Origin of the sequence: Blautia acetigignens (assembly GCF_025566865.1) — a bacterium.
Classification (GTDB): domain Bacteria; phylum Bacillota; class Clostridia; order Lachnospirales; family Lachnospiraceae; genus Blautia_A; species Blautia_A acetigignens.
This window is the reverse complement of sequence record NZ_JAOQJM010000012.1, coordinates 94226-117429: the sequence shown is the minus strand read 5'-3', so window position 1 is coordinate 117429 and position 23204 is coordinate 94226. Positions and strand designations below refer to the sequence as shown.

General features: G+C 42.7%; 16 protein-coding genes and 1 pseudogene. 4 read left to right on the top strand and 13 right to left on the bottom strand.

Features of this window, described 5'->3' with window-relative positions; all coding sequences use genetic code 11:
- Positions 1-148: 148 nt before the first annotated feature.
- Complete coding sequence (locus OCV70_RS13875) at positions 149-478, bottom strand: helix-turn-helix domain-containing protein (protein WP_186900694.1); 330 nt, start codon at positions 476-478, stop codon at positions 149-151.
- Positions 479-777: 299 nt separating this feature from the next.
- Here OCV70_RS13875 and OCV70_RS13870 point away from each other — a divergent pair, with 299 nt between their 5' ends.
- The 3 genes and pseudogenes from OCV70_RS13870 (at position 778) to OCV70_RS13860 (ending at position 2721) form a co-directional block, all read left to right on the top strand.
- Positions 778-1134, top strand: coding sequence for a hypothetical protein (locus OCV70_RS13870; protein WP_186900693.1), 357 nt, complete (start codon positions 778-780; stop codon positions 1132-1134).
- 92 nt (positions 1135-1226) lie between these two features.
- Positions 1227-1436, top strand: a complete 210-nt coding sequence (locus tag OCV70_RS13865) for a hypothetical protein (RefSeq protein ID WP_186900692.1) — start codon at positions 1227-1229, stop codon at positions 1434-1436.
- Between the two features lie 489 nt (positions 1437-1925).
- Positions 1926-2721, top strand: a pseudogene (locus OCV70_RS13860) (transposase).
- A gap of 709 nt (positions 2722-3430) precedes the next feature.
- Here OCV70_RS13860 and ppdK read toward each other — a convergent pair.
- The 8 genes from ppdK to OCV70_RS13820 form a co-directional block, all read right to left on the bottom strand.
- A complete protein-coding gene (gene ppdK, locus OCV70_RS13855) occupies positions 3431-6061 on the bottom strand; it encodes a pyruvate, phosphate dikinase (RefSeq protein WP_117853440.1) in 2631 nt (876 codons plus the stop codon).
- Between the two features lie 133 nt (positions 6062-6194).
- A complete protein-coding gene (locus OCV70_RS13850) occupies positions 6195-7451 on the bottom strand; it encodes a 6-phosphofructokinase (protein ID WP_117853443.1) in 1257 nt (418 codons plus the stop codon).
- Between the two features lie 228 nt (positions 7452-7679).
- On the bottom strand, positions 7680-9119 hold the full coding sequence (locus OCV70_RS13845; RefSeq protein WP_021924672.1) for an MFS transporter: 1440 nt from the start codon (positions 9117-9119) through the stop codon (positions 7680-7682).
- Positions 9116-11668: a glycoside hydrolase family 78 protein gene (locus OCV70_RS13840; protein ID WP_262579784.1), complete on the bottom strand. Its 2553-nt coding sequence runs from the start codon at positions 11666-11668 to the stop codon at positions 9116-9118. Before OCV70_RS13840 ends, OCV70_RS13845 begins: the two co-directional genes overlap by 4 nt.
- Positions 11669-11690: 22 nt before the next feature.
- Positions 11691-12089, bottom strand: a complete 399-nt coding sequence (locus tag OCV70_RS13835; protein ID WP_021924674.1) for a hypothetical protein — start codon at positions 12087-12089, stop codon at positions 11691-11693.
- Between the two features lie 2 nt (positions 12090-12091).
- Positions 12092-15196 carry a glycoside hydrolase family 3 C-terminal domain-containing protein gene (locus OCV70_RS13830; protein WP_262579783.1) on the bottom strand — a complete coding sequence of 1035 codons (3105 nt, stop codon included), beginning with the start codon at positions 15194-15196 and terminating at the stop codon, positions 12092-12094.
- A 156-nt stretch (positions 15197-15352) separates the two neighbouring features.
- The gene (locus tag OCV70_RS13825) at positions 15353-16690 is read right to left on the bottom strand and encodes a sensor histidine kinase (RefSeq protein WP_021924675.1); all 1338 of its coding nucleotides are present in this window, start codon (positions 16688-16690) and stop codon (positions 15353-15355) included.
- Positions 16691-16713: 23 nt separating this feature from the next.
- Positions 16714-17409 (bottom strand): LytR/AlgR family response regulator transcription factor, encoded by a 696-nt coding sequence (locus tag OCV70_RS13820; RefSeq protein ID WP_117853447.1) that lies wholly within the window; start codon positions 17407-17409, stop codon positions 16714-16716.
- A 208-nt stretch (positions 17410-17617) separates the two neighbouring features.
- Between OCV70_RS13820 and OCV70_RS13815 the strand changes: the two genes are divergently transcribed.
- Positions 17618-18496 carry an aldose 1-epimerase family protein gene (locus OCV70_RS13815; protein ID WP_173765788.1) on the top strand — a complete coding sequence of 293 codons (879 nt, stop codon included), beginning with the start codon at positions 17618-17620 and terminating at the stop codon, positions 18494-18496.
- Between the two features lie 166 nt (positions 18497-18662).
- Here the strand turns inward: OCV70_RS13815 and OCV70_RS13810 are convergent, their stop codons facing one another.
- From OCV70_RS13810 to era, 4 genes are all read right to left on the bottom strand, one after another.
- Positions 18663-19733, bottom strand: coding sequence for an acyltransferase family protein (locus OCV70_RS13810; RefSeq protein WP_195587726.1), 1071 nt, complete (start codon positions 19731-19733; stop codon positions 18663-18665).
- A gap of 230 nt (positions 19734-19963) precedes the next feature.
- Positions 19964-21358 (bottom strand): glycine--tRNA ligase, encoded by a 1395-nt coding sequence (locus OCV70_RS13805; RefSeq protein ID WP_117853454.1) that lies wholly within the window; start codon positions 21356-21358, stop codon positions 19964-19966.
- 106 nt (positions 21359-21464) lie between these two features.
- Positions 21465-22232: a DNA repair protein RecO gene (gene recO / locus OCV70_RS13800; RefSeq protein ID WP_195587724.1), complete on the bottom strand. Its 768-nt coding sequence runs from the start codon at positions 22230-22232 to the stop codon at positions 21465-21467.
- A 2-nt stretch (positions 22233-22234) separates the two neighbouring features.
- Positions 22235-23143: a GTPase Era gene (gene era, locus OCV70_RS13795; RefSeq protein ID WP_195587716.1), complete on the bottom strand. Its 909-nt coding sequence runs from the start codon at positions 23141-23143 to the stop codon at positions 22235-22237.
- Between the last annotated feature and the right edge of the window lie 61 nt (positions 23144-23204).

The window sequence follows — 23204 nt, the reverse complement described above, 5'->3', positions numbered from 1 at the left end:
ATATCACAGGAGGCTTTATTTTGTTATCCTCACCGCTTCCGCCTACTCCATTCTCCCCAGCATAGCTGGGGGATTAGGCTTTTCATTTACTATCACTATGGGTTTAAAAACGCAGATAGTAAAGCTAACCAAGATTTAAGTGCTTACTTTATAAGTCCTGTTCAGAAAGCCATACCAGAAAATTTTTTGCAAGTGAAAGCTGTTTGGGTGACATATTGCGTAATAGTTCACTGCTATTTTTCCATTCATTATCAGTATCATAATGCTGTGTCCCTAGAAGAAATTCATCAGGAGTCGTATCCAGTGCAACAGCGAGCCGCATAATTACTTCTATAGAGGGAATTGAAATACTTCGTTCAATATTTGAGAGGTATTTTTGACTAAGATCAGCTCGTTCTTCTACCTCTGATTGCTTTAGGCCCAGTTCTTTTCGCCTCCGGGCAATTCGTTTACCTATTTCTTTGTAATCTAAATCCATACAATCCTCCTTTAATCGCTATCGTACGGAAAAACAGAAAAAAATAAACTGATTTAAAAATGGAAATACGACTTGACATACGAATATAAAGGTCATATAATTATCACAATATATTTGGGGTACTAAATGGACTAAGGCAAATGATGAGGGGGAGAAGGGATAAGCTTGAAACATAATTTTTCCAAGAGAAGTCTGGAAGAAAGGTTTTTTAAGAACTTATATGTATTTATTTTAGGAGTATGCGTGGTGTTTATTCAATCTTTGATAGAAGAAGCAAAAAGTGATAAGAGGGATTTGGAATGAATAAAATATTAGGTTTTTTTAGAAAAGCGGAAACGATTTATTTGCGTATTTTGTGGGGAATTTTGCTATATTTGGTAGTATGTATGTTGCTAAATTATAGCGATTGTCCAAGTGCATTAGTGGTTCTGATACCTTTCTTTTTTGTATATGTGTTTATAAAAAAGTCAAGGATGCTTGCAACTGTGGGAGGCATTGGTGTGGGCTTAGCAAGTATGATTATGAAATACGGGCTCGACGGAATTACTGTAATGTTTAACGACTACTGCACTGAAAATTCTGAAGCTATTTCGGCATTAATTATTATAGTAGGAATATGGTGGTATATAATGCGAAAGTGTGGAAAAACGAGATAAAAAATTAAATAAGATTAAATACTAAATAGAAATTTAAGAGATTGATGTATAATAAACAGTTCTAAATATTGTAAACAATGGAGGGCAATGAAATGGCATTAGTAAATGGTTCAAATGAGTATTGGAAAGTTTATGACCATGCAGAACGGATTTATAGAAAAAAATGTAATACATATGGATCTGAACATGATGAGTGGGTTGAAAGAGGAAAGAATCTTGCAGATCAGTTAAGAGAAAAACATGGTTATGGTGATTCAGAAGTAGAAAGCATAATTGATAAGTATTATTTGGATAGAGATTGATAAAGTTGGTATATAAAATAAAATAGAGCTGCTTATGTACACGAAGGAAAAGCTGTGTATGACATATATTTTCTCTTAAATTTTTACCAGGTATTTATAAATGCAAAACCGATGGGTTAAGCTAATTATAGTTTAACCCATCGGTTTTGCATTTATAAGAAAAATGTGTTAAAAAAAATACAACAAGGAATATATATAAACTGGAGAGAACATGCATTTTCTTCTGTAGTGTGTAAACAGAAAGTATGCCTGACAACCAAAAGAAGGATGGCAAAAGAAATGCAGGTAGCCGGAGGTCCGAATAGTACCAATGAAGGTATGAACAAAATAAATCCCAGAGGTAAGTCGAGAGTGAACTGTTCCTCTCGGTTCTAGCCTGCGAAACTATATCAAAGGGTAGTGTAAAATAGTTTGTGTTTCTGGTAAAAAATGGCTCCTTTTTGGTAAGAATTCAGATATGACAATTCTTATCGAAAAGGAGTATTTTTTATGGCAGTTGCAAAGGAACAAATTCGACAGATTATCTCAGAAAGCAACATTAGTAGCGTTGCAGATGTATACACGCTTCTGAAAGACAGTTTCAAAGATATCCTGCAGGTGCTGATGGAGGCAGAGTTGGATGCAACTCTCGGTTATGAAAAAAATCATAAGGGAGATTTGCAGACAGACAACAAAAGAAATGGTCAGCAAGATCACCGATAAGATCCTTCCTCAGGTCAAGGAGTGGCAGTCACGTCCTCTGAATCCGGTTTATCCGTTTGTCTTTATGGACTGTATTCATTATAAAGTCCGGGAGGATGGCAGGATCTTAAGCTGTGCTGCTTATGTTGTTCTCGGTGTTACAGTGGAAGGGTACAAAGATATCCTCAGCATCACAGTAGGAGCCAATGAAACCAGCAAGTTCTGGCTTGGAATGCTCAATGATCTGAAAAAGTTTTCCTCAGATTTCAAAGCAGTATATAATGCTCCAAATGAAACAGCAGCTTTATCAGAACTGGAGAACATTAAGGAGAAATGGGGAAAGAAATATCCCTATGCTGTCAGCAACTGGGAAAATAATTGGGAAGATGTAAGTTCCTTTTTCCAGTTTTCAAATGGTATCAGACGTATTATGTACACAACTAACATCATAGAGGGATTGAACCGTCAATACCGGAAAGTCACAAAAACCAAGAGTTTATTTCCAAGCGATACAGCACTGGAAAAGATGCTGTATCTTGCCAGCGAAAACGTAGTCAGGAAATGGATACAGAGATATCGGAACTGGGATCAGGTGTTGAATTAGTTGATTGTCTTGTATGGAGAACGGCTTACCAACTATCTGTAGAGAAAAGAAAAGCAGGAATGGATTTGCTCCAAAGCTGACCATTCCCGCTTCCTTTCTATTCCGTCGGCATTTGTATTATTGCCAGAATTTCCCTACTCTATTCCAGAGGTCGGGTGTGGGCAGCGCCCACGAAAAAAGCAATCAATACAATGTCTTATTTGTCATACAAAAAAATCAAAAAATGTGTATAAAACCTTCTCACATGGTTATACTATAAATAGAAAGACAGATTCGACAACACTAAAATCTTAAAGTCGACAGCAAAATTTTACATATCTAATTCTTATCAAAAAGATTTACTTTCCAAAGACACAAGATTTTTTACGCCCTCAAGAATGTGAATCCATTTCTGACAGTCTTTCTAATAGCTCTGCATACTTCTTTGCATTCGAACAATGTTTTTTTCTCGCACCGATCTTTGTAGCCAATTTTACGCATAAGCACCTCTTGTATTATATTGCGGTTTTCCCAAAATTAAAATACAAATTTTACTGAAAAAAATCACTTAAGTCAAGATTTCCACCACTCTATAAATCAAAAAAGACCCTGACGGGCTGGAAATTCCAGTCCATCAAGGTCAATTTTTACGCTTGGACAAATTTATTTAGTTGGTTGGGCGATTTACCCTTTTACAGGATAGATCACTTTACCCTCTCACAAGAATGAATTATTTGTTCTTCTGAGCAATTGCTGCCTGAGCTGCTGCCAGACGAGCTACCGGTACACGGAATGGTGAGCAGGATACATAGTCAAGACCGATCTTGTTGCAGAACTCTACAGAAGACGGATCTCCACCGTGCTCTCCACAGATTCCGATGTGAAGGTTCGGGTTAACCGGCTTACCAAGTTTGATAGCCATATCCATAAGCTTACCAACGCCAACCTGATCCAGTTTTGCAAATGGGTCGTTCTCGAAGATCTTAGCGTCATAGTATGCGTTAAGGAATTTACCAGCATCATCACGGGAGAATCCGTATGTCATCTGAGTTAAGTCGTTGGTACCGAAGCAGAAGAAGTCAGCTTCTTTTGCGATCTCATCAGCTGTAAGAGCTGCACGTGGGATCTCGATCATAGTACCTACTTCATATTTCAGATCTACGCCTGCTGCTGCGATCTCAGCGTCAGCTGTCTCAACAACAAACTTCTTAACATATTTAAGCTCTTTGATATCGCCTACTAACGGGATCATGATCTCTGGGCAGATATTCCAGTCAGCGTGAGCTTTCTTTACATTGATAGCTGCACGGATAACTGCTGTTGTCTGCATCTTAGCGATCTCAGGATAGGTAACTGCCAGACGGCATCCACGATGTCCCATCATTGGGTTGAACTCATGAAGAGAGCTAATGATTGTCTTGATTTCCTCTACAGTCTTGCCCTGAGCATCAGCAAGCTTCTTGATGTCTTCCTCTTCTGTAGGAACGAACTCATGAAGCGGCGGATCCAGGAAACGGATTGTTACAGGGTTGCCCTCGAGAGCCTCGAACAGACCTTCGAAGTCTTCCTGCTGATATGGAAGAACCTTAGCAAGTGCTGCTTCTCTCTCCTCAGCTGTTGTGGAGCAGATCATCTCACGGAATGCATCGATACGTCCCTCACCGAAGAACATATGCTCTGTACGGCAAAGACCGATACCTTCAGCACCGAGCTCAACTGCTTTCTTAGCGTCAGCAGGAGTATCAGCGTTTGTACGAACTTTCATTGTTCTGTACTTGTCAGCCCAGGACATGATACGTCCGAACTCACCAGCGATTGTAGCGTCTACAGTCGGGATGATTCCGTCGTAGATGTTACCTGTTGTACCATCGATGGAAATGAAGTCTCCCTCATGGAACTCTTTTCCGCCAAGTGTGAATTTCTTATTCTCTTCGTCCATAGCGATGTCGCCGCATCCGGAAACGCAGCACTCACCCATACCACGAGCAACAACTGCTGCGTGAGATGTCATACCGCCACGAACTGTCAGGATACCCTGTGCAGATTTCATACCTGTGATATCCTCTGGGGATGTCTCAAGACGAACAAGAACAACCTTCTCGCCTCTCTCAGCCCACTCTACAGCGTCATCAGCTGTGAATACGATCTTACCGCAAGCAGCTCCTGGAGAAGCTCCAAGACCTTTGCCCATTGGTGTAGCAGCTTTCAGAGCCTTAGCGTCGAACTGAGGATGAAGAAGTGTATCAAGGTTACGAGGATCGATCATAGCTACTGCTTCTTCCTCTGTTCTCATTCCCTCATCAACAAGGTCACAAGCGATCTTCAGAGCAGCCTGAGCGGTTCTCTTACCGTTACGTGTCTGCAGCATGTATAACTGGCCATGCTCAACAGTGAACTCCATATCCTGCATATCTCTGTAGTGTGTCTCCAGAGTATGGCAAACTTCTGTAAATTTCTTGAATGCTTCCGGGAACTTCTGCTCCATCTCAGCGATGTGCATAGGTGTACGAACACCAGCAACTACGTCCTCGCCCTGTGCATTGGTAAGGAACTCACCGAACAGACCTTTGTTTCCTGTAGCTGGGTCTCTTGTAAATGCAACACCAGTACCACAGTCATCACCCATGTTACCAAATGCCATCATCTGTACGTTAACAGCTGTACCCCAGGAATATGGGATATCGTTGTCACGACGATATACGTTGGCACGTGGGTTGTCCCAGGAACGGAATACGGCTTTGATTGCACCAACTAACTGCTCCTTCGGGTCAGATGGGAAATCAGAACCGATTTTTTCTTTATATTCAGCCTTGAACTGCATAGCAAGTTCTTTAAGGTCATCAGCTGTAAGCTCAACGTCAAGAGTAACGCCTCTGTCAGCTTTCATTTTGTCGATAAGCTCTTCAAAATATTTCTTACCAACTTCCATAACTACGTCAGAGTACATCTGGATAAATCTTCTGTAGCAGTCCCAAGCCCAACGCGGGTTGCCGGATTTCTCAGATAATACAGCTACAACGTCCTCATTTAAACCAAGGTTCAGGATAGTATCCATCATACCTGGCATGGAAGCTCTTGCGCCAGAACGAACGGAAACAAGCAGTGGATTCTCGACATCACCGAATTTCTTACCGGTAACTCCTTCCATTTTGGTGATTGCTTCCATGATCTGACCCATGATCTCGTCGTTGATCTGTCTTCCATCCTCATAGTACTGAGTACAAGCTTCAGTAGTGATTGTAAATCCCTGCGGAACAGGAAGTCCAAGGTTTGTCATCTCAGCAAGGTTGGCACCTTTACCACCCAGAAGGTTTCTCATATCAGCGTTACCTTCTGTAAACATGTAAACCCATTTTGCCATTTTACATTTTCCTCCTAAATATTTGTTCATTGAACATAAAACTATGTTTTATACGCACATAGTTATTTTATAGGCTTATTCGTCATTCGTCAAGGTTATTCTGGTAAAAAACAGTCAATTTTTTCTCATTTTGTTAATTTTTCTTTTTTCTGCCAGTATTCAGCACCAGATGACGGGGAACGCCGTTCACCATGATCGGCTGATAATCCCCCTGGATCAGAGGCTTGATGTAGTCGATGAAGTCCTTGGTCACATTATTGGCCTCTTTGTTCATCCAGTGCCTCGGAACCAGCTTCTCTTCATTCGCAATGCGGTGCACATCGTAAATTCCGGTGGCTGCCATGTACGGATCATCGGATACACGGTCGATAACTACCATCTTGCCGGTATCCCCTTCGTCTGCTGCCTTTACTGCAGCACCGCCAACCATCATGGCCTCATCAATATCCACCCGGGATGCCATGTGGGAAGCGCTTCTCTGAAGGGTGGAGAGTTCTACGGCACGGGTTTTGCAGCCGCACTCTGCTGCCAGGAAGTTGGCAAGATAGGTGGCGGTCCCCTGAAGCTGCTTGTGGCCGAATGCGTCCACGTAGTCTCCTACGCTTCCAAGCTCGCATACGTAGCGTCCGTCAGCCAGCTTGATTCCCTCGGATACTGCGATGACAACAGAGGATTTTTTCTTCAGGAGATCTTTTACCTTGGCAAGGAATTTCTCGATGTCAAAAGGAACCTCCGGCAGATAAATCAGATCCGGTCCTTCGCAGTCCTCAGACTTGGAAAGGGCGGTGGCACCTGTGAGCCAGCCGGCATTTCTTCCCATGATCTCCATGATGGTGATCATGTTTTTCTTATAGGTAAGGCCTTCCGCGTCGCGGATCACTTCCTTGGTGGAAGCTGCAATGTATTTGGCTGCACTTCCAAAGCCAGGGGTGTGGTCGGTAAGTGCAAGGTCGTTGTCAATGGTCTTTGGTACGCCAAGGAATTTCTGGGTCTGTCCGGTGATAATGGCGTAATCGGAAAGCTTCTTGATGGTGTCCATGGAATCATTTCCGCCAATGTAAATGAATGCGTAGATTTCCAGTTTGTTCAGGATCTCGAATATTTTCTCATAGATGGCTCTGTCTTCGTGGATCTCCGGAAGCTTATAGCGGCAGGAACCAAGAAAAGCAGACGGGGTCCTCTTCAGAAGCTCGATATCGAGCTCGGAATGGATCTGAGTAGAAAGGTCGATATACTGTTCATCAAGAAGGCCCTGAATTCCGTGAAGCATTCCATATACCTTGTCAAAGCCGCGCTCTACTGCGTTCTTGTATACGCCAGCAAGACTGGAATTGATTACAGATGTGGGGCCTCCGGACTGTCCTACAATAATATTTCTTTTCTTTGCCATTATGGTATTCCTCCTCTATTCCAATTGATCATCGGCGTCAGGATATTTTCTTTTTTGCGCCTTATAATTGTATAGTCTACCAAACGCGCATGGCAAAGTCAATGTATTATTGTGTATTTTGCATATTTATTTGTTGTTTATTCTCATTTTTATATCTATATTTTCGCATATGCGTGATTATCCTTTATTCCTTTTGACTAATTCGCGTATAATGTGTCTTTTTTTGTTTTATTTTCTAACATATTTTTGCATTTTCTTTTCCACATTACAGAAAATGAGCATAACCGCAAGCAATAAATTAACAATAGTTTCTGCCCCCAAAAAACACAACGAAAAAATCCCCCTGGTGATGCCGTTTTGCTCTGCCGCAACCATGGCATTCTTCACCAATGCCGGAGGAATATAACCGGAAGCAGAGATAAGTCCATTAAAAACCGCTGTAACAACTCCGGAAATTCCCACCATGATAATGCTATAAATTGACATGGACAGACCGTCACAGCGGAAGCCGTTTTTCTGCTCCAGGTAATCCAGAACGTCCGCAAAAAGAGCCATCATAACATAACATGCAGGAATCGTTCCAAGGGTTTTGACAAAAACGCCCAAAACCACCACCTTAAAATTACTCATATCTGTCATGGCAAACAATCCGCCGACACCAGACAGGATCAGCCCTGCAACAATGGAATTCTTTTTCCCCATTTTCTTTGCAAGAGGCCATGCAAACAATGCTCCTGCCGCAATGGGAATTCCGCTGATTGCCGCAACTGCCGTCTGTGTGATTCCATCCTGATAGCTTCCAAGGATATAATCGCAGTAATAGCTCATGGATAAATTTTTAAAGGCAGCAGCCATGTTAAAAAACAGATAAAACAAAATAATCATCCACCAGTACCTGTCAGACACCACAGCCTTCAGCTGTTTCTTTATGGACACCGTTTTTCCTGCTTTTTCCTCATTTTCCACATTAAGTTCTTCCGTAACCCGTTCTCTGGTAAAAAGGAATTCAAGCATGATTCCCACACAGGCAATAACACCGATCGTTCCCATACAAATCAGCCATGCCTTCTGATTCTTCAAGAGCGGATACAAAAGCATGGGGAAAAGCATGGTTGCAAACAATCCGGTAGACCCAAGGTTTGCAACCTGAGACGCAATAGAAAGCTTTCCCCTCTGATTGGACTTTCTGGTAGAAAGAGGGATCATCATGCTATGCGCCACAAAATATGCAGGATATGCAACAGCAAAGAAAAGATTATAGGAAATTGCGATCCAGCATAATTGTCCTGAGTCATTTCCTGTCGGAACAGAAAAGATCAAAAATATGGATAACAGCATAAGCGGTGCCGATATCAGCAGATATGGCCTTGCTTTTCCGGCTTTTGTATGCGTTTTATCGATCATGGTTCCCATTTTCAGATTGCCAATGATCACAAAAACCGTGGACACAAGAGGAAGCATTGTAATAAACAGCCCCTTCATTCCCAATATATCTGTGTAAAAACGATTAAGGAATGATACAAATATGGCATTTGCCAGCAGTGCACAAAATGGACCAAGGAAATATCCCAGTGCCAATTCCGGCATTGTAACATTCTCATCTTGTATACGGCTTCTGAAAACGCCTGAAAATTTATGTGTGCTCTTTTTATCCTGAAAAAATTTCATCCTATCTTCTCCTCATAGCAATAACTGCCGCTTCCTTCTGTAAAACTTCTGCCAGACGGAAGTACGATCTCGCACTGAGTTCCGGCAGGAATCTCTGCTGTCAGCTTAAAGCCTCCATCTTCTATAATCCAGCTGCATCGGATATATCCATACGGAGTATTCACATCCCCTTTTGCAAAGTCAAGACCGCCACCAGGCAGCGGGGCAATCCGAAACCTTCTGTACCCGCCTTCGACAGCTTCGATTCCCAGAATACGCCTGTAAAAGAAATCTCCCACTGCGCCATTTGCATAATGGTTGAAGGATACCATTCCACCGCTTCCGTTGTCCTCTCCCAGATTACAGCTGCCATCCTCCCGGAGTGCATCCCACCGTTCCCACATAGTTGTCGCACCTGCTTTCACCTCATAGAGCCAGGATGGACAGGTATCTGTAAGAAGCATTTTGTATGCATCCTCCAGATAGCCATTGTCTGCCAGGGCAAAAAGTACATAAGGCGTTCCGGGAAATCCGGTTTTTATGTTATAGTTATTATCACGGATCAGTTTTACCAGATTTGCTGCTGCCCTCTTTTTATCTTTTTCAAAAAGCATATTATACTGCAGCGGCAAAACAAATCCGGTTTGAAAATCGCCGCCTTTTATATGGCAATTTTCATTCATCAGAATATTCCGATAAGCCTGAGCCGTTTCCAGGCTCAGTTTCCGGTAAGCCTCTTCATCCTCTTTTTCTCCCAAAATCCCTGCGATTTCCGAAAGTATTGCAGATGAGTGTGCAAGACAGGCAGTTCCGGTCCATTTCCCCCGCTTCATCCACTCTTTATAGGTCATATCCGGTGCACACCAGTCCCCATAATGAAACAGCAGACTCCATATCCTCTTCTTTTTCTGCGCAGAAAAAAGTCCTGCCCAGAATTTACAGGCTTTTATATATTTTTTCATAGAAGGATACATTTTTCTCAAAAGCTCTATATCACCCCGGGCCATATATTCGGCCCACGGCACAAGAATACAGGCGTCCCCCCAGTGATCCACAGCTAACGGGAACAGCATTTCAAGCTGCCCCGGAATTTTTACCATAGGGATGATCATGGGAATCCCGCCTCCCGGATTCTGCTCTGCCCGCATATCCTTCAGCCACTTATCAAAAAAACGACTCATATCAAAGTTATAAGCGGCTGTTGATGCAAAAAGCGCAATGTCACCGGTCCAGCCAAGGCGTTCATCCCTTTGCGGACAATCCGTCGGAATATCTACAAAATTAGATTTTGCACTCCATTCAATACAGTCCTGAAGCTTATTCAGCATCGGCTCGGAACAGGAAAAACTGCCGTTTTTTGAAATGTCAGAATACAACGCGGTTGCCTTTAATTTTATTTTGTCTGCCGAAATACCACTTACTCCTACATACCTAAATCCCATATAGGTCATACGGGGAGAGTACTGCTGACTGCCTTCTTTACAGATATAGACAGCTTGCTGCTTTGCACTGCGCAGCGGCTTAGTATAGAGTTCTCCGTTTAAAAGAACCTCTGCATGATAAAAAACTATTTTTTCCCCCGCCCTGCCCTGTATGTCAGCCTCAATCACGCCCGCCATATTTTGGCCAAAATCATAGATCAGCATACCGGATGGCGATAACTCACAGGATACGGGTTCAAACTGCTCGTGCGCTTTTACCGGGCTTCCATACTGTACCAGAAGCTGTGGTTCGATTTTCATTTTTTCAATATCGGCATTATGAAAAGAACTGTTTTCCAGCTTCACAGTTGCATCATAGACTTCTCCGTCATAAAACTCTGCTTCCAGAAAATTTCCCTCTTCTGTAACCTTCCATGTCTCATCTGTGCCAATGATCTCATGGCTGCCGTCCTTATACCGGATATGTATTTCCCCAAGAAATGCCTGACGCTTTGCATAAATCCGGTTCATTCTTTTGTAGGTGTATGAACCCACAGCCCAGCCTCCACCTACAATTACCATAAGCAGGTTCTGCTTTTGAAGATATTCTGTAATATCATACATCTGATACTGCAGCTGATTTTTATAGGAGGTATAGCCAGGTGCAAAATATTCATCACCAACTTTACGCCCATTGAGTTCCAGTTCATAGATTCCAAGAGCTGTAGAATAAATTCTCGTCTGCTCAATTTCTCCTTTTATGGAAAAATCCTTTTTGAAGGTCATCGGTCTTGGCGATTTTTTCCGCTCTTTAAACTGATAGGAACCATCTGTTATCCAGGCAGCCTTCCACTTACTTTCCATAAAACCGGTTTCAAATTCCAGGGAAGCTTTCGCAGTTTCCCCATGATCGTCCGTAATTTCCAGTATTGCCAGATATTTGGTAAAGGGAGTCAGCTCAGGTCCTTCATAAACAAGCCCGGTTTGTCTCTCAAACACTTCCATCCAGTTATTCACAGACAGAATTGCCTTTTTCAGTAAAACATTTTTCTCTGAGCTTATCATGGAAAAAGAAAATACAGGTGCCGGATTGTCTGTAAAGCAATCTGATGACAGATTTTCGATTTTAAATTCATTAATACGTAACATAAGCCAAACCCCTTCAAATATTTTATTTCTGCATATCCATAAAGGATGCCGCCAGATATCCCAGCCATGTAAGAATCGCAAATACTGCATAAAGGATAAATGCTTTCATATCTTCAAAACTGTATAAACCTGAAACCAGATATCCCAAACTGTCAACCTGCGGAATGATACTTAAAATAATAGCCGCCGAAAAAAGCAATGCATTCACAGTTGGTATCAGCATAAGCACTCCGGCTTTGCCGGTAAATCTGTTAATCGCAATTCCTGCCACTTCTGCAAGAATTGAGCATACGATCAGCGGCAGCACAGCAGCTCCCTGATTGTCGGCTCCAAGATAAAACAGCAGGCTGACAACAGATAAAATACCGGCTGATATTGACAGATAAAATCCAAATGTATGATTTGCAAGATGTTCCCTCATAATTACGCCTGCTCCTTTTTCTTTTTCCATAATTGTAAAACATATAAAATTCCAAATACAGTTGTCAGTATGCCCAGTCCGATTTCCACACCCAGAATTGTATTCTGCCACCAGGTTTTTACATAAACCGTTTCTGTATCACTGGTAATTCCATTCATGGCATTGCTGCGCGCTGTGGTATACAGGTAATATTTCAGACCGGCCTTCATTTTTTCCTGGAAGCTTGTGTCTTTTTGGATCGTCTTTGTATTATCAGACATTGTTCCAAGCGATGTTTCTGCAAACGTTGAATGATTTGATAACACATCGCTTCCTCCGCCAAAAATAACATCACGCCAGTTCTGATATTCAGCGCCGTTGATCAGGTCTGTGGTAATCCATCCGGTATAACCCCACTCATTTCTCACGATCTGTACCAGAACGCCTTCGTAAGCTCCACTGTATATCGTTCCGATTCTGTTAAATGCAGTCATGATTCCCATGGCATAATTGCTTTGTAATGCCCCCTGGAATCCGCGAAGCTCATTTTCACGTCCGGCCTGTTCTGTGAGGAATGTAGAAACACCGGTACGGTTCATTTCCTGGTGGTTAAAAGCAAGATGTTTTGGCTCCATCATAAGCCCCTTAGAAGCACCACCCTTACACAATGCTGTTCCAAGAAGATTGGTAAGCATGGCATCCTCTGAATAATATTCATGATTTCGTGCATTATATGGATTTCTGTGCAGGCAGAGTCCCGGTCCCATAATTGCAGGAATATTGGACCAGAGACTGATCTCACCCAAAATCTCGCCTTCACGCTCCGTCAGTTCTTTATTAAAGGTTGCTGCAACAACCGGTTCTGTAGGCATGACAGCCATAGAATAGGAAGCATATGGATTTTCATCTGATACATAAGTTGCTTCGCCGGAATCAGATGCACTCCATTTCTGGGAATATCCGGGAACCTGGTCATATGCAAAGCCGACCGGTCCGTCATTTCTTCCGTTGCTTGGATAACCGACAGAAGAAATACTCTGCAGTCCGTCTCCGTTTCCTTCAATAAATGCAATTGCTTCTTCCAAAGAGATTTCATTCACCAGAGTGTCCCAGGACGGATCGTTAAAATCAATCACTCCTGTATAATTTCCATCCTCATCTGTGGTAATAAAGTCACAAACCTTCAGAGCACCTTCTGTTCCCCACTCAAGTCCTTCTCCATTTTCGGAAAGCTCATAGGTATGGTTGGTAAGTCCTTTTAGCATTTCTTCTGTAGCTGTAATACCCTCTACGGTCTCCCATCCTTTGCTCCAGTCGGCTCTTGTGGTATAGGTAACTGCATCTTCGATAAAATTATTAAGGTCTGCACTCTGAAGAGCATTTTCCACATTTGCAGAATAGGTTTCAGAATCTGTCTCATCAACAGTCCAGAGAAAAGCATTGTCACTGTTTACTATTTCTTCCTCTGTAGCTGTAATAAGGTCATCCGTGCTGCCTGTTTTTTTGGCAAGAATATTATTCAATGCTTCATGGGCACCGTTTCCTACTGAGAAATAATAGTCTCCATTTTCAAGAACCCACGCGCCTTTGGTTCCATTATTCTTTTCTGCATTCTGGTCATAACTTGCCATATACTGCGGATCAAAATTTATGGTTACTTCTGTACTTTCATCAGGCTCAAGAACAGGTGTTTTTTCAAAATCAAGCAGCTGTACAGAAGCCTTTTCAAGACCACCCTCTGTATAAGGAGCCTGCACATAAAGCTGTACAACACATTTTCCTGCATAAGCACCGGTATTTTTTACGGAGACTACAGCGGTTCCTGTGCTTCCCGGATTCACCTCTACACTTTTCAGCGTCTGCTCAAAAGTAGTGTAAGACAGACCATATCCAAACGGATATGTTACCTCATCCTCATACTTCCAGGCTTCTCCTGTAGTAGAACCTTCTGTTGCATCTGCATTTCCCTGTTTCAGTATGTAATCCTCATAGCGTGTTTCATAATATTTATATCCCACATAAATGCCTTCTGACTCAACCACATACCAATCACCTCGGTCTGTATCTTTTAACTCCTTACTGTTCTGTGAATTATTTTCATAGGTATATACTCCGAAATTCACCATAGACGGAGAAGATGTGGCATTTTTTGCATAGGTATCCGGCAAATGACCGGAAGGGCTTACATTTCCGGCTATTACATCTGCGATTCCAAGAAATCCATTGATGCCAGGCTCTCCTGTCCAAAGAATGGAGTTTATTCCTGCATCATTTTTTAATTCGTCGATTTCCATAGGACTATCTGAATTGATATGCACGATTACCTTCTTGCTGTGGCTCTTTGCCAATGAGAGCATATCTTTCTCATTTTGTGATAAAGCAAGAGGACGTTCAAAACTGTCATCTGGAGAGGAACATTTCATATCTGTGCTGTAATCCGCGGCTTCTGAGCTGTCTCTGGAGATCACAACAACCGCGGCTGTATCATCTGCTGTTTTTAATATATCCTCTGTATAGACACTGACTGGTGCCTCACCTACGAAATATTCTGACGGATTTTCATAGGTTGGCATAAATGCTGGAACCAGCGCATGCCCCGGAACCTCATTTCCGAAAAAGGCAGCTTTCATTTTATATTTGTCCATTGCAGAACTGTTATAAAATTCTTCCATTTCAGGATTCAGTTCAAAGCCTTTTTCCTGAAGCGCTTCTTTTAGACCATAGGACTTCTGTCCGGCATCCTGATTGACTGCTGCGGAGGAACCGATCAGGCCTCCCAGAACAGGATTGGTGCTGTTCAGTCCCCAAAGTGTCACTTTTTCATTTTCCGCATTCAGGGGTAATGCCTGATCTGTGTTTTTTAAGAGCACGCATCCCTCCTGACCGATTTGTTCTGCCACATTCTGTTCTTCCTGAATCAGATCCTCAAGCTCTGAAAACTCAGAATCAAAATAAGAACCATCTCCAGCACTTTTTGTATCCGTTTTAATTGTTTTATAGTTGCTAGTACCAAGCTGGGCATTCAAAAAACCAGCTCTGCTGTCAGCTATTGCTGATGTTCCAAGTGAAAGAATCAGAAGTGACGCAGTTGTGGTTGCCATACCTCTCCATAATTTTGCATGGGGCATTATTTTCTCCTCCTCAATAATTGATGTAAAAAATTCTTCCCAGGAATATATTTTATGTATCTTTTATAGCATATCTCAAGTACTCCTGCGGGAAATTACCCCAATGGCATCCTTTGTGTCCCCAATGGTAAATAAAGACAAAAAAAGCAGACCAGTTTATAGCTGACCTGCTTGATTCAGTGAATTAAAATCATATGTAGCTTTCACTTCAAACCATCCTTTTTCAGCGCGAAAAACTACTGTCCCGCCATATTGACTGACAATATTCCGGATACTCTTGGTGCCATATCCATGGTAACGTTTATCCTCTTTCTGTGTGACCGGCATTCCATGAGAAAATGAAATGTCCCCCTGATAGCTATTGCTTACACAAATGACCAAAAAATCCATTTTTCTGCGTATACTTACATGAATCCAGCGCTTGTCTTTCTCTTCTACTTTAGAAACACCTTCGATTGCATTATCAAGCATATTTCCAAAAAGCGCACTGATATCCATGGGATTCATGAATTCAATATATTTTCCATTTGCCACACAGGTGAGCTGTATATTTTCGTTCTGGCACTGAAGGCTTTTGGCAGTAAGGATTGTGTCAAGAATGTGGTTTCCCGTATGGTTCTGCGCTTCAAAAGCCTGGATATCCTGTTCCATTTCATTCAGATACTGCATTTTCTCATCGGAGGAAATATCAGATTTCAGAAATTCGATCTGATGTTTCAGGTCATGATATTTCTGATTGATCAGAGCAACACTCTGCTCGGACATCTGATAATTGGCATACTGTGCATCCATAGTCTGCCGAAGCATCTGAATCTCCAGTTTATCCTTAATATCCTGCAGCTGCATATGATAGGCATACAGCATAATAACCCCTCCCAAGGTTACAAGCGTCCGGATCAGAAGAATTTCCGACAGGACACTGCTGCTGAAGGGTGTATTCTTAAATATATTACTGATATTACTGAAGAGAAAAAAGGATACTGCGATCAGGGATGCATGTGCCAGTTCTTTTTTCCCGATGTGCAGCCTGAAGTTGCTCTCTTTGTATCTCTTCTCGAAGAGATTTACGATCACCACAGAACCGCTATGTACTGCCAGCAAGAAAACAGCGCTAAAAAGGATTGTATTTCCCGGCGCGATTTTCTCACGGAAATAGATTTCCAGCTGCCATTCCAGGGACGATGTAAATTCTCCGAGAATGAATGACCGGATTGTAAAATAGCATATATTATTCAGCGGCATCTCACATGTCAGATACAGCATCAAAAACAGCAGCAATATGGCAAACGCAAAGCAGGGCAAAAAATAAATTGCAAGGTTTGTGTCCGTCACAACTGAAAAGATTATGATGCAGACAAGAAATACAATCTGCAGCAGTACGGTGATGCCGGCTGTATGTTTCCTTTTATTCTCATAGCCAAATAATACAGCTGCCATCCAGTAACCCAGGGCACAATAATACCCCGGCGCACCAAGAAGCGGCATTTTTTCCATGCTAAGACCTCCTCTGGGTAAAATTAAAGTATCTGTGACAGCTTCTCCATGAACTCTGCCTTTTTCCTTCGGCTTACCGGAAGCATGTTTCCGTCTATTATACAACAGCCGTCTGAAACCCCGGTCACATAATGAAGATTGATCAGATATCCCCGGTTACTGCGGTAAAATCCATAGGGGGAAAGCTGTTCTTCAAGATCATCTAATCTTCCCCTGCTTTCCAGGATTCTGTCAGGAAGATGATAGGCCATAATGTGGCTGTGGCTTTCTATATAATGGATCTCCGTTACCTTAATCCTTAATGTTTCCTCACTTGTCTGAATGAGAAAATAATGTTCTTCCTGTCCATCCACTCTTAAAAGAGCACGGTTCAGCTTCTGCTCAAACATATTGTAGGACAATGGTTTCAGAATATAATCCAGAGCATCTACTTCATAACCTTCAATGGCGTAGGTTGCTATGCTGGTAATAAACATCAGAATTACTTTTTTGTCTAATTTTCGGATTTCACGGGCAGCTGTCATTCCATCCATAAAGCGCATCTGAATATCCATGAAAATCAGGTCAAAATCCGCTGTATAATTTTCGATTATGTCTTCCCCGTCCTGAAAAAAAGAAGTCTGTATCTGCTTACCGGATTTCTCACAATACTGTTCAATATATTCCCTCAGCTGTTTTCTATACTTCTCTTCATCTTCTACAATAGCTATATGTATCATGTTTCTCCTCCGTTATCTCTACCATAAAATATAGCAGATAATGAATAGCTTCGCAATTAAAGTTTGTTTCCGTTCTTTTCAAGGTATCCATACAATTATATTATCATTTTGCACATAAATATAAAATACATATATATTTAAATAGGATATACAAATTTCACCCGCCGTAGTATAATATACCCAACATCACACACGGAGGTTTTTCATCATGAAACGAATTATCGAAAATGATTTTCTGAAAGTGACCATCGACGACCATGGCGCTGAGCTTGTAAGTATCTATGATAAAGAAAAAGACAGGGAAGTGATCTGGCAGGGAGATCCCAAATTCTGGGGACGTCATGCGCCGGTTCTATTCCCTAATGTAGGAAAGCATTACAACAACCATTATCGCATTCACGGACAGGAATATGCTTCCAAGCAGCACGGATTTGCCAGGGATACGGATTTCACCTGCATTGATTCCACACCGGATTCCGTGACCCATCAGATCCGTTCTACCGAAGACACCCGTAAGGTTTATCCTTTTGACTTCGTGCTGCGCATCCGCCACATTCTGAAGGGCCGCACTCTTACCGTCAGCTGGAAGGTGGCAAACAACAGCGAAGGGGACATGTATTTCGCCATCGGCGGACATCCGGCGTTTAATGTCCCGGTTCTGCCAGACACCAAGAGAAGCGATTACCGCCTGACCTTTGACGGACAGGACAGCCTTACCTACCTTCTTCTGGATCCTGAGACCGGCACAGCCAAGGCAGATGAAGAAGCCACTCTCAAACTGGAGAATGGTACCTGTCAGATTGATGACCATATGTTTGACCATGATGCGCTGGTATTTGACAACCAGATCACCAAGGCCGGAATTGCACTTCCGGACGGCACTCCTTATCTGGAAATGCGCTGCTTGGGCTTCCCGAACTTCGGCATCTGGTCCGCTTCCCAGGACGCACCCTTTGTATGCCTGGAGCCATGGATGGGCCGCTGTGATGACTGTGGATTTACAGGGGATCTTTCTGAAAAACCATTTATCAACCATCTGAAAATGGACGAGATGTTTGAGACTGCGTATACCATTGAGGTGTTCTAAAACCCGTTTTAAAAAGGCCTTCTGCACACAAACTGCAAATACTGTTGTTCAAAGCAGCCTGCAAACAATATAAAAATACAAAATATCCTGACAAGTGCACTGCCCATTACACAGATTTTATCACTTGTTCAGGATATTTTTATTGTCTACTTACAGGAATGTTTTTTCAAACACGCTCCAGTACAGCATTCCCTACTTTAACAGTAGAATTCTCCCTCAATTTTCTCTTCGCAACTCCATAAGCCGCCACCAATACCACGGTAGCCGCAAAAACAAACATCATCCCATACTGTCTGTATCCTCTTGCCAGCATAGTATGCCTGCCTTTAAAGCACTTTGATAGCGCCTGCAGCACCGCATAATGCAAAACATAGATCAGCATAGAATAATCTTTCCCGATTTTTGCCATTATCCGGGTTACCACATTTTCCTTATAAAAATTCTGCCATCCTATAAAAAGAAGGAAGATACAGACTGCCAGAAAAATGGTTCCACCATACTCTTCTTCTGTTCCAAGAGCATTCATTTTCGTAAGCCATCTTTGCTCCATAAGTGCCATGTTCCAGAAAACCAGAATACCGCCCAAAAGCAATGTCATTTTCTTTTTGTCAAGACAGCCCTCCAAAGCTTCTTTTCTCTCTCCAAACAGGCAGCCCAGCCAGAAAAAGGGCAGGCCACAATACAGAAAATTTCTCGCATAATAAACATGGCAATAATCTTTTCCCAGAAGGAGCAGAGAATAATTTCCCTTTATCAGGTTTCCTGCCAACAGTACCGGAACTGCCAGATATGCAAGCTTCCTTAAGCCTAAATGTTCTACAATAAATGCGATCACCAGCACATACACAAGCGCCTGTAAATACCACAAATGTGGGGACAGTGGGGAAAAATTCCATAAAATGAAATCTTCTGGCATTCTTTCTTCAAACCTGGCCAGCAGTGCATCTTTTATATTATTTCCATTTTCCAGAGCCAACAGAACCTTCCAGATCAAGTAAAACAGATTAGCTCCTATGGTAATCGTAAGGATTTTTCCAATCTGCTTAAGCTCCCGCCTGTGTGCCACTGTTTCTGAGTAAAAGAAACCAGTGATCATAAAGAAAACCGGCACTGCAAACCGACACAGAATCAAAAGTTCCGCTCCGCTTTGCACCTTCAGTGGCTTATGAATCTCCACAACAGCAAGAGCAGCAAGACATTTCAAAATATCAATACACGTCCAACGTTGTTTCTTCATTTCCTCATAACTCCCAAAATCCAAAGAACTTAACTGCCACTACGGACAACACCATAAATATATCCAGCTAAGTTTCATCCATGGTATTTCATAACAGATGAAAGGGACTAACCTCCCATACAGATAGAAAGTCAGCCCCCTTTTATTCACTTTATTGGTCCGTCCGCGCATTACAAAATGCCTGACCGCATTAAACAATTCACAGTGCAGCTAAATGGGTTTTCCTCATCTTAGAATGTAAATTTATCTGCGAAGTAAGCATCCAGCTCGTCGATCTTAATACGAACCTGCTCCATGGAATCACGGTCACGTACAGTAACCATTCCATCTGTCTCGGAATCAAAGTCATAGGTTACACAGAATGGAGTACCAATCTCGTCCTGTCTTCTGTAACGTTTACCGATGTTTCCGCGATCATCAAACTCACAGTTATATTTCTTGGATAACTGAGCATAAATTTTCTCAGCACCCTCATTCAGCTTCTTGGAAAGGGGAAGTACACCGATTTTAACCGGAGCAAGTGCCGGGTGGAAATGAAGAACTGTACGAACATCATTCTTCTCTGCATCCAGAACTTCCTCATCATATGCACTGCAAAGGAATGCCAGAACCACACGGTCTGCTCCAAGTGACGGCTCGATTACATATGGAATATATTTCTGCTTCTTCTCATCATCGAAATAAGTAAGATCCTGTCCGGATACGTTCTGATGCTGAGTCAGGTCATAGTCTGTTCTGTCAGCGATTCCCCAGAGCTCGCCCCATCCAAATGGGAAAAGGAACTCAACGTCTGTGGTAGCCTTGCTGTAGAAGCTCAGCTCCTCTTTGTCATGGTCACGGTAACGAACTTCCTCATCCTTCAGGCCAAGAGAATGCAGCCAGTTCAGGCAGAAGCTCTTCCAGTATGCAAACCACTCAAGGTCTGTGTCTGGCTCGCAGAAGAATTCAAGCTCCATCTGCTCGAACTCACGGGTACGGAAGGTGAAGTTTCCAGGTGTAATCTCGTTACGGAAGGATTTACCGATCTGGCCGATACCAAACGGAATCTTCTTACGGGAGGTTCTCTGTACGTTCTTGAAGTTTACGAAAATACCCTGAGCTGTTTCCGGTCTTAAATATACAGTATTCTTAGCATCCTCTGTTACACCCTGGAAGGTCTTGAACATCAGGTTGAACTGACGGATATCTGTGAAATTGTGTTTTCCGCAGGAAGGACATGGAACATTGTGTTTCTCGATGAAATTCTTCATCTCTTCCTGGGACCAGCCGTCTACAGAGCTCTCAAGTGTAATGTCGTTCTCCTGGCTGTAGTCCTCGATAATCTTGTCTGCACGGAAACGCTCGTGGCATTCTTTACAGTCCATAAGAGGATCGGAGAAGCTGCCAAGATGTCCGGAAGCGATCCAGGTCTGCGGGTTCATCAGAATGGCACAGTCAACACCTACATTGTATGGAGATTCCTGAATGAATTTCTGCCACCATGCACGCTTTACGTTATTTTTAAGCTCTACGCCAAGGTTTCCGTAGTCCCATGTATTGGCAAGGCCGCCATAAATCTCAGAACCCGGGTAAACAAATCCTCTTGCTTTCGCCAGAGCAATAATCTTGTCCATTGTTTTTTCCATGATATCTCTCCTCATTGTTTGATAGATGATGTTGTTATTATACTCGCAACTTTCTCTTTTGTAAAGTTATAACGCGTACTTCCATTATTCCTTCAAATTTCTGAGATTATATCATAACCTCAAGAATCTGAAGACTTTTAAATTTTTTATCTGTATTTGCAGCTACATAGGCGCGTATATGGCGCTCCAATTCCCGCAATACCTCCTCCGTCACAGTAAAACTATACAGCTTGGTCATGGGGCTGCTGACAATATACTGCATCGTATAAAGTGCTGCCTGAGAAATCCTGCTTGCGCTTCTTGCCTCAGCAGCATCTGCCCGTCTCAGACAATCTTCATCCAAGATCCCGTGAGCTGCCAAAGAAAAGAAAAGCTTCTCCTTTCCTGCAAGTTCCTCTGCACAGTTCACACAGTGAAAAAGCTCCGGCATCAGTCCTTGCTCTGCCATGGTCCGCAATTCAAAAACGCACCGCACCAGCCTGTCATCCAGTTCCGGATTCAAAAGTGCTTTCACAGTCAGATAGAGAAGATTCATCATATTCTTCTCATCCGTACCCTCTCTTCCGAAATAATCTGCAAGCTCCAGGAAATAATAGCCATAGTAAATCCCAGGCTGCCTGGATGCCAGTTCTACAAAATGATGGGTCACGGTTACCTGATTCAGATTGTAGCTGCTTCGCCCCTCAAAGAGAGTAAAATTCCCGAACACAAAAGGGTTGGCCGCTGCCATAAAGGGGCTGTTCTGTCTTCTTGCCCCCTTTGCAAAGGCAGAAATCTTCCCCCGTTCCCTGGTAAGGAGTACAATTCTTTTGTCATATTCTCCCACAGGCTGGGCAGATAATACAACTCCCTGCACTGTGATCAGATCACTCATATTCAGATTTCCTTCTTGTCATATCCAAAGTTTTTAATCATAAAGTCACTGTCACGCCAGTCCTTCTTCACTTTTACCCAAAGCTTCAGGTTTACCTTTGAATCCAGCATGCGTTCCAGCTCAAATCTTGCATTGCTGCCGATTTTTTTCAGCATGGCACCACCTTTTCCGATAATGATTCCTTTATGGGAATCTCTTTCGCAGATAATAGTGGCTTCAATGTCCACTATAGGATTTTTGCCAGGACGCTCCTTCATCTTATCGATTGCCACTGCAATTCCGTGAGGAATCTCTGCATCCAGAGCATGGAGTGCCTTCTCACGGATCACCTCTGCCACGATCTGGCGCTGAGGCTGGTCTGTTACTGTATCCTCATCATAAAACATCGGTCCGTAGGGAAGATATTTCAGAATGCTGTCAATAATGTCATCTGTATTTTGCCCACGCAATGCAGAGCATGGAATGATTTCTGCAAAATCACAGATTTTGCGGTAAGTATCAATTGCAGGAAGGATTTCCTCCTTCTTTACTGTATCAATTTTGTTGATGATCAGTATAACAGGCACGCCAACACTCTGAAGCTGCTCTGCAATGTGGCGCTCACCTGCTCCTATAAAGGTAGAAGGCTCTACCAGCCACATAATGGCATCCACTTCCTTCAAGGTGCGCTCTGCCACTGCTACCATATACTCCCCAAGCTTGTTTTTCGCCTTATGGATACCAGGAGTATCCAGGAAAACGATCTGTCCCTTGTCGCAGGTGTAAACGGTCTGGATACGGTTCCTTGTGGTCTGGGGCTTCTTGGATGTGATGGCGATCTTCTGCCCGATGAGATGGTTCATCAGGGTAGACTTGCCCACATTCGGACGCCCGATAATTGCTACAAATCCGGATTTAAAATCTGGTGTCATGAAAATATATCCTCTTCTTTCTTAACAAATGGACGCAGCAGGCAAAAGGTACCTTTTATCT